The organism is Mesorhizobium sp. B2-1-3A, from assembly GCF_006442655.1.
GTDB lineage: Bacteria > Pseudomonadota > Alphaproteobacteria > Rhizobiales > Rhizobiaceae > Mesorhizobium.
The window spans coordinates 416,035-431,613 of sequence record NZ_VFWK01000006.1; the positions used below are offsets into that span (position 1 = coordinate 416,035).

Annotated in this window: 12 protein-coding genes; 10 read left to right on the forward strand and 2 right to left on the reverse strand. The window is 60.5% G+C overall.

The annotated features are described in order from the left end of the window. Positions 1–15 precede the first annotated feature (15 nt). From FJ977_RS26370 to FJ977_RS26415, 10 genes are all read left to right on the forward strand, one after another. On the forward strand, positions 16–420 hold the full coding sequence (locus FJ977_RS26370) for a hypothetical protein (protein WP_140775079.1): 405 nt from the start codon (positions 16–18) through the stop codon (positions 418–420). Positions 421–441: 21 nt separating this feature from the next. After that, positions 442–1,398 (forward strand): alpha/beta hydrolase, encoded by a 957-nt coding sequence (locus tag FJ977_RS26375; RefSeq protein WP_140775080.1) that lies wholly within the window; start codon positions 442–444, stop codon positions 1,396–1,398. A 23-nt stretch (positions 1,399–1,421) separates the two neighbouring features. Then, entirely contained in the window at positions 1,422–2,801 is a 1,380-nt protein-coding gene (locus FJ977_RS26380) for an ABC transporter permease (protein WP_140775081.1), read from the forward strand. Then, positions 2,798–4,198 carry an ABC transporter permease gene (locus tag FJ977_RS26385; protein ID WP_140775082.1) on the forward strand — a complete coding sequence of 467 codons (1,401 nt, stop codon included), beginning with the start codon at positions 2,798–2,800 and terminating at the stop codon, positions 4,196–4,198. The genes FJ977_RS26380 and FJ977_RS26385 overlap by 4 nt, the downstream gene beginning before the upstream one ends. 9 nt (positions 4,199–4,207) lie before the next feature. Next, entirely contained in the window at positions 4,208–4,897 is a 690-nt protein-coding gene (locus tag FJ977_RS26390) for a bacteriorhodopsin (RefSeq protein ID WP_140775083.1), read from the forward strand. Positions 4,898–4,956: 59 nt separating this feature from the next. Further along, positions 4,957–7,152, forward strand: a complete 2,196-nt coding sequence (locus FJ977_RS26395; RefSeq protein WP_140775084.1) for a flotillin domain-containing protein — start codon at positions 4,957–4,959, stop codon at positions 7,150–7,152. Positions 7,153–7,180: 28 nt separating this feature from the next. Continuing rightward, a complete protein-coding gene (locus FJ977_RS26400) occupies positions 7,181–7,645 on the forward strand; it encodes a hypothetical protein (RefSeq protein ID WP_140775085.1) in 465 nt (154 codons plus the stop codon). After that, on the forward strand, positions 7,642–9,519 hold the full coding sequence (locus FJ977_RS26405; protein ID WP_140775086.1) for a hypothetical protein: 1,878 nt from the start codon (positions 7,642–7,644) through the stop codon (positions 9,517–9,519). The genes FJ977_RS26400 and FJ977_RS26405 overlap by 4 nt, the downstream gene beginning before the upstream one ends. Before the next feature lie 7 nt (positions 9,520–9,526). Further along, positions 9,527–10,477 (forward strand): LysR substrate-binding domain-containing protein, encoded by a 951-nt coding sequence (locus FJ977_RS26410; protein WP_140775087.1) that lies wholly within the window; start codon positions 9,527–9,529, stop codon positions 10,475–10,477. A gap of 403 nt (positions 10,478–10,880) precedes the next feature. Beyond that, entirely contained in the window at positions 10,881–12,365 is a 1,485-nt protein-coding gene (locus FJ977_RS26415) for an NAD-dependent succinate-semialdehyde dehydrogenase (RefSeq protein ID WP_140775088.1), read from the forward strand. A gap of 395 nt (positions 12,366–12,760) precedes the next feature. Here the strand turns inward: FJ977_RS26415 and FJ977_RS26420 are convergent, their stop codons facing one another. Together FJ977_RS26420 and FJ977_RS26425 are read right to left on the reverse strand one after the other, a co-directional pair. Then, positions 12,761–13,948 (reverse strand): serine hydrolase, encoded by a 1,188-nt coding sequence (locus FJ977_RS26420; protein ID WP_140775089.1) that lies wholly within the window; start codon positions 13,946–13,948, stop codon positions 12,761–12,763. After that, the gene (locus FJ977_RS26425) at positions 13,935–15,572 is read right to left on the reverse strand and encodes a choline dehydrogenase (protein ID WP_140775090.1); all 1,638 of its coding nucleotides are present in this window, start codon (positions 15,570–15,572) and stop codon (positions 13,935–13,937) included. Before FJ977_RS26425 ends, FJ977_RS26420 begins: the two co-directional genes overlap by 14 nt. Positions 15,573–15,579: the final 7 nt, after the last annotated feature.

Here is a 15,579-nt window from a genome sequence, read left to right on the forward strand (position 1 = left end):
AATCAGGAGGATCATATGAGTAGATATGGAAGCAGGAGCAGCTTTGATCTGGAATGGATCGAGCGATGGGCCAGGAAGGTCAACGATGACCGTATCCTGCCGGTTGTCGGCCGTTTTTTTACGAGCAAATTCGTCCTGGGTTTCGATGACACCGAGTATCTGGTGGATGTTCGGGGAGGCAAAATTCAGAAGATTGCACAGGGTCTCACCCCCAATGACATGGGCGTAGAGTTTTGGCTCAAGGCTCCGAGCAGCGCCTGGTCGAAGTTTGCCCAGGAAGTCCCGCCGCCGATGTTCAACGACATCTGGGCGATGGCGCATCCGCTGCACAAGCAGCTGATTATTGAGGGCAATTCGCTCCCCTTCTGGCAGAATCTGCGGGCGCTGACGCGTATGCTCTCGCTGATGCGACAAGTTTAACGGCAGCGCAGGAGAGTTGTCATGAATACACACGATCCGATTGTCGGGCGTTACGTTTATGTCCAGTGCGAAGGCAAAACGTATCGCACCTACTACGAGGAGCACGGCGAAGGCATTCCGATGGTCTGCCTGCATACCGCCGGCACTGACGGGCGCCAGTACCGGCATCAGCTGTGCGATCCCGATATCATCCAGAATTTCCGTGTCATCGCCTTCGACATGCCTTGGCATGGCAAATCGATCCCGCCGGCAGACTTCCATCTGATGGAAGACGAATACAAACTCACGACCAAATTCTATTGTGAGTTCATCGTGGCGTTCTGCCGGGCGCTGGATCTGCGCAAGCCGGTCCTGATGGGCCAGTCAATGGGCGGCAACATCTGCCTGGCACTGGCACTGCGCTATGAAAGCGAGTTTTCTGCCTTCATCGCTCTTGAAGCCTGCGACTATTCGCCGGGATGGTGGATCGATCCGCTGCACCACCCCCACATCCATGGTGGCGAAGTGGTCGCGACCTCGGTGTTCGGTCTGATGGCGCCGCTCTCTCCCGACGATTACCGGTGGGAGACCTGGTGGTACTACGCGCAGGGCGGCCCGGGCATTTTCAAGGGCGACCTTTATTTCTACAGCGTCGATTCGGATTTCCGCGACCAGTGCCAGAAAATCTCGGGGAAGGTGCCGATCTACTTCCTGACTGGCGAGTACGATTTCGCCTGTACGCCGGAAATGACCCAGCGTACCGCCGAAAAGGTCAAGAATTCCGAATGCATCATCTTTGGCGGCGGTCACTTCCCGACGTCGGAAGACCCGGCGAAATTCAAGGAGGTCATCTCTCCCGTGCTGAAGAAAATCCTCAATGCGGATCCGGAAAGGCGCGGTCAAGGCGGCAATGCCCTGTCGGGGCGGAGCATTTCCGAAAGCCGGTCATCGTCTCGCAACGAGCGGCCCAACGAGGGCCGGAAGGTCATTGAGTTCTAGGTTGCGTTAGCAACGAAAGACAAATGGTAATGTCGCAGTCCAGGGCCTCCCAAAACACCTACCTGCTGGTCCCGATCCTGCTGATCGCGCTGCTCCTGAGCACTGCGGTCATCAGGGGGCCGAACCTCGTATCGTTATCGGGTTTCGGCAGCGCGATCATCGTGTCGGCGCCCCTGATACTGGCGACATTCTCCCTCATGGCCCTGGCTGTGGCGGGACGCGGCACTGTCGACTTGGCAATCGGGCCGCTGCTCGCTTTCATCAATGTCACGATCGTCAAGCTCAACGGGCTTGGCATCGTGACGGGTCCCTTTGGTGTCATCCTGGTCGCCCTTGGGATCGGCGTGCTCTACCAGCTCTTTTTCGCCCTCATCATCATATTCGTGCGTGTCCAGCCGATCATTGTAGCGCTGAGTGGCTTTCTGGCCCTGACCGGCATCAACCTCGTCATCCTCCCGAGACCTGGCGGCACCGCGCCTGACTGGATGTCGTCATGGGGCCTCGGCAACACCATCTTTTCACCGGTCCTTCTGATCGTGTTGCTGGCTATCGCGGCATGGTTGCTGTTCACCATGACCTCGTTCTACGCAAACCTGCGTCTGATGGGTTACGATGAGCGCGCGGCCTACACCAGCGGCGTGCGCATCAACGTGGTTCGGATCGGTGCTCATGTCATCGCCGGTCTCTTCGTCGGCCTCGGCGCGATCTGCTATACCGCGCTGATTTCCTCCGGAGATCCGACACAGGGCACCACCATGACGCTGACGGCGGTGACCGCCCTCGTGCTCGGGGGCGTCAGCCTGTCCGGCGGGCGCGGTGGCGTGGCGGGTGGGCTGCTCGGCGCGCTCAACCTCTTCCTGATCGGCTATGTGCTCGCCACGTTCAATTTCGGCTCGACGCAAGCGTTTGTGACGCAGCTTTTCTATGGGCTGATCCTCGTTCTCTCGCTGCTGCTGACCCTGCTCGTCCCTGTTATCGGGCGATACCTTTATTTCATTTCGCCCTTTGCGGCATTTGTCGTCCTGGGCTGCGTGGTTCTCGGGATCATGCTGTATGTCAGCACCCGCGATACCTATGGCGTGGCGGCGGTAGCCAATGATGCCTTGAAGACCAATCCGGACGTGTTGACCCGCTATTTGCTGCTGCCCCCGCAACCGGGAAGCGGAGCCGCTTTGCCCGACCTTTCCCCGCTTCAAAAGGCTGTCTTTGGCTTCGCCGCGATACTGGCCGTGCTGACCTTTACGGTCCGTGTGGTCGTGTCTGAAGCCGTATCAGTGCGCCTCGGCGCGTTCATCTATGTGTTCGTCTCGGCACTCATCCTGCTCCTGTTTCTGGTCGTCGGCGAGCAAAGCCATGCGGCCGGCATTATGGCGGCAGGACAATTGGTGGGGATCCCGACATGACCCAGACGTTTGGCGACGGCAGCCGCAGTGGCGGCCTGTTTGTTCCGCGATCGCGCCCTCTGGTGTGGCTTAACCTGGCGGTCACGTTCGTAGTCGCCGCGATCAGCTTTGGCTTGGGATTCTGGCAGGGAATCAGCGCCCAGGTTGTCATTCTCTACACGGTCGTGCTGGCCGCTGTGCTTTTCTGGCTCATCAATTACATCGCGGTCATATTTGAGCCGCGGCCTTCGTCACTGGAGTCTGGGAGCGCGCCCACCGCTGCCGGCGGCGTCTGGGCCGGTAACCGGGTTCTGATCATCACCATGTCGGTGATGCTGATTGTGTACCTGCTGATCACCGCTACGGTCCCGTCCTTCAGAAGCCTTGGCAACCTGATCGCCTTCCTGCTGCTGGAAGCGATCCTGGTCTTCGCGTTCAAGGTCAGCAACCGTTTCGCTCACGGCCGGAGTGCGTTTATCGGGCTGATTGTCCTGCTGGCGCTGATTGTGATCAGCTCCTTCACGATCAACGGGTTTCTCTCCGCTCCCAATATCAAGGCAATTCTGCTGTTTGCCGCTTTCCTGGGTATCGCCTGTGTTGGCCAAACGCTGGTTGCGCTGCTGGGCGGCTTGGACCTGTCCATCCCATTTGTCATCGGGTCTTCGAATATCGGGCTGCTCTTCCTGATCGGGCTCGGCGTGCCATCGTGGTTGGCAGTCGTCTTTGTGCTGATCATCGGCGCCACTCTGGGTTTCCTCAACGGCGTCCTGTCATACAGGCTGCAGGGCCAGGCTTTGATCCTGACGCTCGGCATGGGCTTTGCGATTGCAGGTCTGGTCCAGATCCTGACCAGCATCGGATCGTCATTTGGCGGCAATGTTTTTGGGACAGTGCCCAAATGGCTCCAGAACCTCGCCGCCATGAATGGTCGTACCTTCGGTTTGGCCGTTCCGCCGACAATCCTCCTGTGGATCGTCATTGCGATCATCGTCATTGTCGGACTGCGGTATTCCGCCTTTGGCAGGTATATTTATGCTCTTGGCGGCAATCGCCGTTCCGCCAAGCTCATCGGTGTCTCTGAGTTCAAATACTGGACCGTGGCCTACACCATAAGCGGCTTCTCGGCCGCGCTGACAGGATGCCTGCTGCTGGGATGGAGCGGCGGCGGATTCATCGGGGTCGGTGACCAGTATCTTTTCACAACCCTGGCAGCGGTGGTGATCGGCGGAACCTCGCTCATGGGCGGGTACGGCGGCTATGGCTACACAGTGATCGGGGTTCTCGTCCTGCAAGTCCTGAGTGCCTTCCTGATCGGCATCGGGCTCAAATACGAATGGCAACAGTTCATTTTCGGTCTTCTGATCCTGCCGATGGTCGCGCTCTACGGCCGCGCCCCAGACATCAGAGCCCAAGTTTAGGGAAAGCCCATGTTTGGAACACTCTTTCAGTCCAGCGCCGTTGTGAGCACCGCGCTCAGCGTTGCTACCCTTGCCACGTTTGCAACCGCTGCCCTGGCGATGCTGGGCCTGACGTGGACGTCCGAGCGGTGGCGGGTTCCGCTGGCCCTGTCAGGCGTCGCGCTTCTCGCATCGGGTATTGAATACTACGCCGCATCGAACATCTGGCTGACGGGCCAGCAGCTCAGTGCGGCTTCGCGCTATGTTGCGTGGTTTGTGGTTCAGCCGATGCAGGTGGCCTCGGTGTTCTTCTTTGCGAGTATCGCGGGAAAAGTGCCTGTCGGTGTCTTCTGGCGGACACTGGCAGCTGCAATCCTGATGGTTCTCGCACGGTACCTTGGTGACGCACGGATTTTCAATCCAACCCTTGGCGTGCTGCTGTCGATCGCCTTCTGGCTCTACATTCTCGGCGAGATGTATTTCGGCGCGATGGCGGATGCCGTCAGCAAGTCGACGCGGCCAATCCGGCTCGGTTATTTCTGGATCAGGCTGATCCTGACCATCGGTTGGGCGATCTACTCGATCCTGCATTTCGTGGATGTCGTTATCGGCACGGGACATGTGGCGCCGATCATCGTGCTCTACACCGTTGCTGACCTTATCAATCTCATCGCCGTCTCAATGATCGTACTTGCCGTCGCCGGCGAGGAGCGTTTCTGAGGGCTGTCAATCTTCGCGCCAATCTGCTCGGCGCCCGCGGTTAAGTGGAGGATCTTCCCATGAATGGCTCAGATGTGATCGCAATCGTTATTCTCATAACGATCATCATCGCGATCGGTGTCTATCTGCTGCACTGGCTTTACAGACACTCGTCAAAAGACCAGTCCTTCGTCCGGACCGGCCTCGGGGGCGAGCGAGTGGTCATGGGCGGTGGTGCGCTGATCATCCCGATCGTCCACGACATCACTCGCGTCAACATGAACGCGATCCCGGTGGAAATCAGGAGGCTCGGCGAGCAATCCCTGATCACCAGGAACAAGATGCGCATCGATATCATCGCCGAGTTCTTCGTGCGGGTCGTGCCGACGGAAGCCGGTGTCTCGACCGCCGCCCGGACGCTCGGCGAGCGCACCCAGAATCCGGCCGCGTTAAAAGAGATCGTTCAGGGCCGGTTCGTCGACGCAATGTCGGCCATCGCTTCCACAATGACGATGGATGAGATCCACACCAACCGCGGTCGTTACATGAGCGAGGTCGCCGCTCTGGCGGCGACAACTCTCGGCTCCAACGGTCTCGAGCTTGAAAACGCCTCGCTGACCAACCTCAACCAGACCGCCATTTCTGTATTTGACCCGTCCAACGCGTTCGATGCTGAAGGACTGACGCAGCTGACCGAGCAGATTGAGGAGCGCCGTCAGCTCCGCAACCGCATCGAAAACGAATCGCGGATCGGTATCAAGCTCAAGGATTTCGAGACAGAGCAGCGAGCTCTGGAGATCGAGCGTGACCTTGAGTACGCCCGCATTGAACAGACGCAGGCAATCGAAATCCGCAAGGCCTCCCAGCTGGCGGAAATCGAGGCAGAGCGGTCCAGTTCCACGATCAGTATTCAAAACGCCAGGATTCGCAGCGAGCAAGAAGGCGAGCGGATCCGGATCGCCAAGGACCGACTGATTGATTCCGAACGGATCACTACCCAGTCGGAGGTGCGGTCGCTGGAGATCAAGAAACAGCAAGAGACTGAATTGACGGAGATCATGTCGCGCCGCGAGCTGGAGATGCAACGGATCCAGAACCGCCGGGAAGTCGAGGCCGAGAGGATCGAAAACGAGCAGCATGTGAAGGAGTCGGAAATCCGGTCGCGACAGGAGTTGTCGATTATTGAGACGACGTCATCGGCCGAGATCGACCAGGCCAAACTGCAGAGCCAACGGGTCACCGAGACACACCGTATCGAAACCGACAAAACCATTGAATTGCTGGCCGTGGCGAAGTCAAAAGAAGTTCGCATCAGCAATGAGCTTGCCGAAGCGGACCAGGAAAAGGCGCGCCTGCAGAAGCGTTACGATGTCGACGTCGAACGCTTGAGGGTTGACGAGGAAATCGTGCAACTCGAGATCGAGAAAAACCAGAAAATCAAGCTTGCCGAGACCAAGGCATTCCAAGAAATCCAGGACGCGTCGATCGAGGCCAACCGCCAGATTGATGAGCTGCGCATCGCGGCGCGGAAGTTTGTCGACAAGTATGAGATCCAACAGCAGAAGGAGGTTGAAATCGTCGACAAGGAACGGCTCATCGCGGTGATCAACAAGTCGATCGAGGAAGCCTACGCGAAGACGGAAGCCGCGGAAGCCCTGAAAAAGCAGGTTGAACAGGAAGAGCAGGTCAACAGCGCACGCGAAGAAGAGGTGGCCGAACGCATCAAGCGGATCGAGCTTATCCAGTCTTCGTCCAGGATCGAGCGCGACGCCCAACGCGTGGTCTCTTCGGCAAAAGCCGAGAAGGAAGCTACGGAACTAAGGGCGCAGGCTGAAATCGCCGAGTCCAACGCAGCCGAAATCCGCTACGCCAAAGACGCCGCCGGGCAGCGCATGCTCAACGAGTCGGAAAACACCCGTTCGGACGCCAGCAGGCGGAGTGCCATCTACGAGAACCTCGTCAGCAATCTGCCGAGTATTATTCGCGAGACGGTCAAGCCGATGGAAAATATCGAATCTATCAAGATCCTGCAGGTCGATGGACTGCCAGGCCTCAACAGCCCCTCGGAAACGGCTGGCGCGGGCAATGGCGGCTCGGGTGGCGGCAACATGACGGATCGCGTCGTGAACTCCGCCATGAAGTACCGCACCCAGGTAGCGTTCGTAGACGGGCTCATGAAGGACCTCGGGCTGCCGATCGAGAATCTCGGGAGCGCGGGCGGGATGTCGTTCCGCAACTTCCAGGGGCCGGATGCTCCCAAGGACAAGGACGACTGAACGCGGCCCGCTTTAGCGAGAACCTTTCATGACCCCGCTCGGCCCAAATGAAACGCTAGACCGCCACGCCCTGGTTATGGCGTGCTGGTTGGCAGCGGCCCTGCCGGCCGCATTCTTGTTTGACTACGGATTCGGCCAAGGCGGGGCGCCTTATCTCCTCTCCGGGTTCGCGATTATTCTGGCGGGATTTGTGGCGCATGTGATCGTCAATGCTGTTTACGGCACAGGGTTCTCGCCCCGCGAATTGGGACTTGGCCTCATCATCTATGGATTCGGCCTCGTCCTTTTCGTAGCTCTGTCGCTCGTTGGCGCGCCATTGGCCGTGCATAACTTCATGCCGCTCAGCGTCGGCTTTATCACCACAGGGGCCGTGGTGATTTTCTACCTGATCATCCGGTATGGAGCGCGACAGGCATTTGAAGGGTTCGACGCCATCCGCGACTTCCGTTCGGGCGACCGAGATTCAACCCGTTCGACGCGAGCCTCCGAATGACCCCCCTGCTGGTTTCCATACTCGCTATCGTTGCGGTCTTCGGTCTCTATCTCGCAACCATCAGCGGCCGTCACACCCAGCAGGCGTCTGACTTCGTGGACGGCGGTCAATCATTGCCGCCTTGGGTGATCATCTTCGCTGGTGCCGGCATTACCTTGGCAAGTCTCAGCCTTTCGGACCACCTGGTTTTGCTCTCCACCTTCGGCCTGCAATACAATCAGATTGCTGTCGGGATCATCTGTGTCGCCCTGGTCGCAACCCTCACGCAGAAGCGCCTTTGGCTCGCTTCGAGACTGACCTCGTTGCGAACCCTGGGTGACCTGCTCGGCGATTATTTTGGCAGCACCACCCTGCGCATTTTCATGCTTGTCTTGTTGTTTCTCTTCACCATCCCGTTCGCGGCGATGGCTCTGTCTCAGGCGGGCGAACTGGTGGACGCTTCAACCGCGGGCGACATCCCGTCCGGGCTTGCAATCTGGGCGATTGCGTTTGCGCTCTTCGTTTGCAGCGTGATCGGCGGCTGGCGCGGCACCGCCTATTTCGTTGCCGCCCAGTCCTTGCTGGCCTTGGCCCTCCTTCTGTTCTTCGGCGGTTTCACGGGCTTCACAGTTGGCAAGCTCGCGTTTACCGCTGGCGGCATTGCGACAACCGGGGGCGTGCTGCCCGACATGATCCCCGGAGTGATCCAGTTCACAGCCGGTATCGGCAAGGAACTCCCGATCGGAGGCATCTGGACGACGTTTGCGGGATTGACGTTCGCACTCTCCTTGGGCGGCATCGCCATCAGTCCCGGGTTCAGCTTCCTCGGCATGACAAGTAAGCCGCATCGCGGCTTTGCATTTGGCCAGGTCTGGATGATCGCGGGGGTCGCGGCCGGTGCACTGATATTGGTGGGGCCGATCCTGGCCGGCGAGATCGCGGCAGGAGGGGGCCTGGCCGCCTTCACCACGCGCCTGGCATCGCTCGACCAGATGGTGGCGGTGGGCTTCATTGTTCTTTTGGTGGCGGCATCCCAAATTGCCGTGGCGTTTTTCGCCGGATCGGGTGCTTCCATTTGCACGCTCGAGCTCACTTCCCGCTACATTGTTCCGGGCATGGACCAACGCACGATGCGGTTTGCGGCACGTGTAACCTTGGCCCTCGTCTATGGCGCCGTCGCCATCGCCGCGAGTTATGCGCCGCTTGGCGCGACGATCTTTTCGTCTCTCACGCTCAGTCTGTCCGTGCAGCTCCTGCCGGCAGTACTAGGCCTTTGCTGGGTGCGTTGGATTAGCCGCAGCGGTGTGCTGACGGGGCTAATTGTCGGAGGTCTCTTCGTGGTGTTTACAGAGAGCTTCGGCTTGGTCTTGTTCGAGCGACTGTTCATCGACCTGCCGTGGGGTCGTTGGCCTCTATCGGTGCATTCGGCCGGATGGGGGCTGATCCCGAATTTTGCGGCGTGCCTCCTGGTCTCTCTGTTCACGCGAAGTGGCGCTGAAAGAGATCGCAGGGACCGCCTCCACGATGCATTTGAGAAAAGCCAACCGGCGCGTAATGGCAACCCTGCGGCCACGACCGCGAAATGGTCGCTGACCCTGCTCTGGGCGTTCTTCGCGCTCGGGCCTGGAGCGATCCTAGGCAACAAGTTCTTCAGCGAGCCGATTTTTGCCGGAGCTGTCGTGGCGCCGGGCGTGCCATCGCTGCTAATCTGGCAGGTCCTGTTCTGGTTCGTCGGCGTCTTCATCGTGTGGTGGCTAGCCTATCAGGGCCGGCTATCCGTGATAGATCAACTGCCGCGCCACCAGATCAACCTCATGCCTGACGTCAACCCCTTGTTTGAGCCAACCACGACGCCGTGGATTGCCCGGCTCCTTGACCGTGTCACGGGCAGGTAGCGGGGAGATGGAGGGCATCGATCTCAGGCGCCTGCGCTATTTCATTGCGGTGTGCGAGCACGGGGGATTTTCTCGCGCGTCCCAATCCATCGGCGTAGCGCAGCCTTCGCTGACGCGGCAGATCAAACTGCTTGAGAAGGAGGTCGGGGTTTCCCTGATCAACCGCAGCGGACGGGGCGCCGAGCCTACGGCAGAAGGCCGGTTCCTGCTGGGTCAATCCCGCCTTCACATTGATGGCCTGGATGACGCCGTTCGCGAGATGCGTCGGCGTTCCAATGGACTGAAAGGCGAGATATCGCTGGGCATCTGCCCAACTATCGCTTCGCTGTTCCTCGAGGACATCCGCAGTTTCGTCGGAGGTCAATGTCAGGGCGTGACGCTGAACGTGGTCGAGGCCTACAGCGGCGACCTCGCCAGCCTCATGCGGGGCGGACGTCTCGACGCCGCGCTCACCTATCGGCCCACTTCGCCGGAAAGGCTCGATATCGTCGATCTGTTCTCAGAGCGTCTTGTACTTGTAACGTCCTATGCCGGCGTGAAGCTCCAACCACCGCGCCAGCTCAGCGATATCAGCCGTCTGAAGCTGATCCTCCCCAGCGAAATCCATGAGTTGCGGCGAATTATCGATCGGGTCTACCGGGCAAGGGGCATTGCCCTCAAGCCGGAGCTGGAACTCGATTCCCTTGGCGCGGTCAAAACCGTGATCGCGGATAAGGCCACGCAATATGCAACCATTCTGCCTCACTCAAGCGTTGCCCGTGAACTCTCTCAACACGCATTGAGTGCCTCCGCCATCGCCGACAGGGACATGACGCGAACCATCGCCCTGGTGCGGCCGCAGGAAAGCGCGGCCCAGCACGTCGTCCTCCCCATCCTGATTGACGAAATCCGCCGGTTGGCGCAGCGGCTGAAGAAATCGCAGGGTAGCGCAGACACGGTGCCGCTGGGACAGGCCTAGAATAAGAGGCATTGCCTCGTGGCCCTACCATCACCCCGTAGGGAGCCGAGTGTGCCGTTTCGCTATATCTCCCATTACAAAACGCTATTTGACGGAGAGCCCCCTTCCGGTGCGATGGTATCGGAAAAGCAGGATAGGGAGCGAGCCATGCCAGGCGCGCTGGATGGAACGACCGTCACCTGAATCATGGGGAGCCAAGATCGTAGTGGAAACCGCCCCCGCAAGACGTGTCTCCGCTGCGCAAAAGCCCGTACGCAACTTGTCGCCGGCGGCAGTTCGGAACCGCTCGAGACGTTCGCTGGGGCTCTTCGACGCCGCGGGGATGTTCGTCCCCAAGTCCGTATCGCGCGGAGCGCCTGATGTTTAATTGCGGGCGCCAGCAATCCAGTAAAGGTGAATAGTCATGGCCGTATCAGCGACGCTCCTAAGCAGGATCAAGGATAAGGACCTGGTCCGCGAAGCGGGATTGATCGGCAAAGAATGGCTCGGTCGATCGCAGTCCGGCCAAACCTTCGACGTTACCAACCCGTCAACGAACGAGGTGCTGGCGACATTGCCGGATTTCACGCGAGTGGAAATCGCGAAAGCCATCGACGCAGCTTATGTGGCGCAGAAGGAATGGGCTGCCCGTACGGGCAAGGAGCGCGCTGCCGTTCTGCGTCGCTGGTACGATCTCACAATCGCGAATCTGGATGATCTGGCCACCATCTTGACCGCCGAGATGGGCAAGCCGTTCGCAGAGTCGAAAGGCGAAATCCTTTACGGCGCGTCCTACATCGAATGGTTCGGCGAGGAGGCCAAGCGCGTCTATGGTGACACCATCCCTGGGCATGCTCGTGACAAGCGGATCGTCGTAATCAAGCAACCCGTAGGCGTCGTCGGGGCCGTGACGCCTTGGAATTTTCCTTCGGCGATGGTGGCGCGCAAGATCGCTCCGGCCTTGGCGGTCGGCTGTTCGATGGTCTTCAAACCGGCAGCCCTGACCCCTCTGTCTGCCTTGGCACTGGCCGTGCTTGCGGAAAGGGCAGGGGTCCCGGCCGGCTTGCTGAGCGTGGTCCCGATCACCAAGAGTTCGGACTTCGGTGATGAGGTCTGCGAAAACGAAAAGGTACGCAAACTCACCTTTACCGGATCCACTGAAGTCGGCCGCACGCTTATGGCGCAAGCATCGGCCCAGGTGATGAAGCTCAGCATGGAGCTGGGCGGCAACGCACCGTTTATCGTGTTCGACGATGCCGACATCGACGCTGCTGTCGAGGGAGCCGTGGTCTCCAAGTATCGAAATGCCGGACAGACCTGCGTTTGCGCCAACCGCCTGTACGTGCAGACCGGCATTTACGAGGAGTTTGCGGAAAAGCTTGCCCGCCGTGTGAAAGCTTTCAAGGTGGGCGACGGCTTCGCGGAAGGCACCGAGATCGGTCCCTTGGTCGACGATCGCGCCGTGGCCAAGGTCAGGCGCCACATCGAGAACGCCGTCGCTCATGGCGCCAGCATCGTGGCCGGCGGCCCGGACCACCCCCTGGGCGGCAATTTCATCTGGCCGACCGTCCTGACCGACGTGACAGCCAAAATGGCGGTAGCCCGTGAAGAAACGTTTGGTCCCCTGGCACCCCTGTTCCGTTTCGATACCGTCGAGGATGTCATTGCCATGGCGAATGACACCGAGTTTGGGCTGGCGGCCTATTTCTACGCCAAGGATATGTCGCGCGTCTGGGCTGTGGCCGAAGCCCTTGAGTACGGCATGGTCGGCATCAACACTGGCCTGATTTCGACGGAAGTGGCGCCGTTCGGCGGCATCAAGCAGTCAGGCTTTGGGCGGGAAGGCTCGAAGTACGGCCTCGATGACTTCACGGAACTCAAATATCTCTGCTTCGGCGGTATCGCTTAACGCGCGCAGGGTTGGCGCTCATGTGTGGAGATGCATGTGGGATCCCAGGGGCCGTTGCTTGGAAACAGGGATTTCCGGGTACCTCGAAACGAGAGTGATGTCAGCTCACGACGCAGAACTCGAAACCCTGGCGTGAAGCGCCAACGACTGCCACCGATGTTCTTGAACATAGTGATGTCGCCATCCGTTCGGCCAAGGCCGCGCCTTCTTCAGCGCACTTGGCCCCGGAGGAGTTCTACAATCCGTTCATGGTCTCGCCCTTATTAACCGTCGCGCGGCGCGGGAGAAAGCAACGGCGGCAAGCGGTCAGCACAGCGACCTTCAGCCACATAAGCCCGAGAGCCAAACCGAGTACCGCACGTCTCCGAATTTCAGCCGAAACCGTCAGACCGCCTTCAGATCGAACTGAGATTCTCGGCGATCGTCCCCATCAGGTTCTGCATGTCGATGCGCATGTCCGGGTTGATAGCCTCCGGCCAGGTCGACAGTTTCACCCCGACGAAATCCCGTTGATGATCTATATAGATCATCTGCCCGTAGACCCCCAGCGCCAGGATGACCGGGGCATCGACATCGGCGATCCAGAACTGGTTGCGGTAGGCGCCATTGGGGCGGTCGGCCCGGTAGCGCTCGGGAAACAGGCTGGTGTCGCCGATGCGTGTGTGCGCCACCCATTGCTCCGGCACGATCTGCCTGCCGTTGGTGCAGCCGTCCTGCGCGTAGATCAGGCCGAAGCGGCCGAGATCGCGCAGGCTTGCCGACAGGCCGCCGTCGGCGATGGCATATCCTTCCGGATCGACCGCGAAATTCGCCTCGTCCTCGGCGCCCATGGGTCGCCAGATCAGTTCGGAAACGAGGTCGGCGAGCCTGCCCCGCACGGCCGCCTCGATACAAAGACCCAGCACTTCGGTTTCCATCGACCGGTACTCGAACTCCTGGCCGTGCGGGCGCGACAGGCCGCGCAAGGATCCCACCAGCTTGCGCACTGTCCCCGGGCTCGTATTTTCCGCCGACGCGGGCTTCCAGCCGACCGCGATATCCATCAGGCCGATGCCGGACACGGGGTCGGCCATATCCTCGGGGAAGTGCACGCCGCTGGTCATGTCCAGCAACTGGCTGATGGTAACGTCACGATAAGCGCAGTCCGAGAATTCGGGCACATAGGCCGCCACGGTCCTGTCCAGCGGGAGACTGCCCCGGTGATGGAGGATGCCCGCCAGCGCTGCCACGACCGATTTCGAAACCGACTGCGTCAGATGCACGCTGCCGGGCCGCATGCCGTTCCTGTAATCCTCGACGACGACCCGGCCGCGATGCAGGATGAGAAAGCCGTCGGTCCATGAACCGTCAAGCACGGCCGCCGCATTGACCCTGTCGCCGCGATGGTCGGCGAAGGTGAGGGCGGCGAGGTGGAGGCCGGTGTGCGCCGCTATGAGCGGCATCGGTTCCGCGCCGGCGATGGGGGCCGTGGGCAGGAAATCGCTCACATGTTGGTAGGCCCAGCGATTGCGAGGCGCGCGGTCCCAGTTGGCCAGTGTCAGGTCCTCGGGACGGGGCAGGCGCCCGGGTTCAGGATCGCGCATCGGCCAGGATCATGTCCGCCGCCTTTTCCGCGATCATGACCACGGCGGCATGGGTGTTGCCTCGCACGATGCGTGGCATGATGGAGGCATCGACCACGCGCAGGCCAGCGATGCCGTTCACGCGCAAGCGTGGATCGACCACGGCGCCGGCATCAGGGCCCATCCGGCAGGTGCCGACGGCATGGATGTCGGAGCCCGCCTTCTGGCGGATGAAGTCGAGGATCTCGTCATCGGTCTGTACGTCCTTGCCCGGCTGCAATTCCGAGGCGACGTAGGGCTTCATGGCTGGCTGCTCGGAAATCCTGCGCACCAACCTTATGCCGAAGGTCATGGCGCGGATGTCGTATTCGGTCTGGAAGAAGTTGAAGCTGATCCTCGGCGCGGCCATGGCATCGGCTGAGCGCAACGTGACCGCACCGCGCGCATCGGGATTGACATGTTCGGGGCTGAAGCTGAAGCCGGAAAACGGATGCGGCTTCGCACCTTTGGCCGTGCGCTCGCCGACGCTCCAGGCCGCCATCGCCATCTGGATGTCCGGCCGGTCTTGCGTGTCGTCGCTACGCGCGAAGCCGCCGACATAGATGCCAGTCTCGGCGAGGTAGCCCTTGCGGGTGACAGCATATTGCATGCCGACGCCGATCCGCCTCGCCAGACTGTTGGCGATGTCGTTGACGGTGATCGGCTTGGTGCAGCGGAACATCAGCTGGACGCAGGTATGGTCCTGCAGGTTGCGGCCGACTTCCGGCAGGTCAAGGACGCAGCCGATGCCGAGATCCTGCATAGGCGCGGCGGCCCCGATCCCGGACACCATGAGTAGTTGCGGGGAGGCGATTGTGCCTGCCGACAGGATGATTTCGCCAGCCGTCGCGATCCGCCTCTGCCCGCCTTGGCTGAACAATACGCCTGTGGCGACGCGGTTCTCGACGACGATCCGCTCCACCCGGGCACCGGTGACGATCCTGAGGTTGGCGCGCTTGCGGGCCGGGGTCAGATAGCCGCGCGCCGTGCTCCAGCGCCGGCCTCTGTGGATGTTCATCTGGTAGTAACCGAAGCCGTCCTGCGCGGCGCCGTTGAAATCGTCGTTGCGCTCAAGCCCGGCCTGCACCGCCGCCGCGCAGAGCGCGTTCGGCAGTTCATGCTCGAACGACTGGTCCGACACTTTCAGCGGGCCGCCGACACCGTGCCAATGGTCGGCGCCGCGCGACTGGTCTTCGGCCTTGCGGAAATAGGGCAGAACCTCGTCATAAGACCAGCCGTCGCAGCCGGCCTTTGCCCAATCGTCGAAATCCTCGGCGTTGCCGCGCACATACATCATGCCGTTGATGGAGCTCGATCCGCCCAGCACCTTACCGCGCGGCTGGTAGAGCACGCGTCCTTGAAGGGCGCTCTCCGGCTCGCTCTCGTACATCCAGTTGTAGCGGCTGTCGGTGAACAGTTTGGAATAGCCCATGGGCAGGTGGATCCAGGGGTTCAGGTCCCTGGGGCCGGCTTCGAGCAGCAGGACCTTTTTGCGGCCGCTTTCGCTAAGGCGCGCGGCCAGCACCGCACCGGCCGAACCCGCGCCAATGACGATGAAGTCATAGGGGCCGCCATCAAGCGGCAGGGCATTCTGGGCATCGGGCATCGTCTAT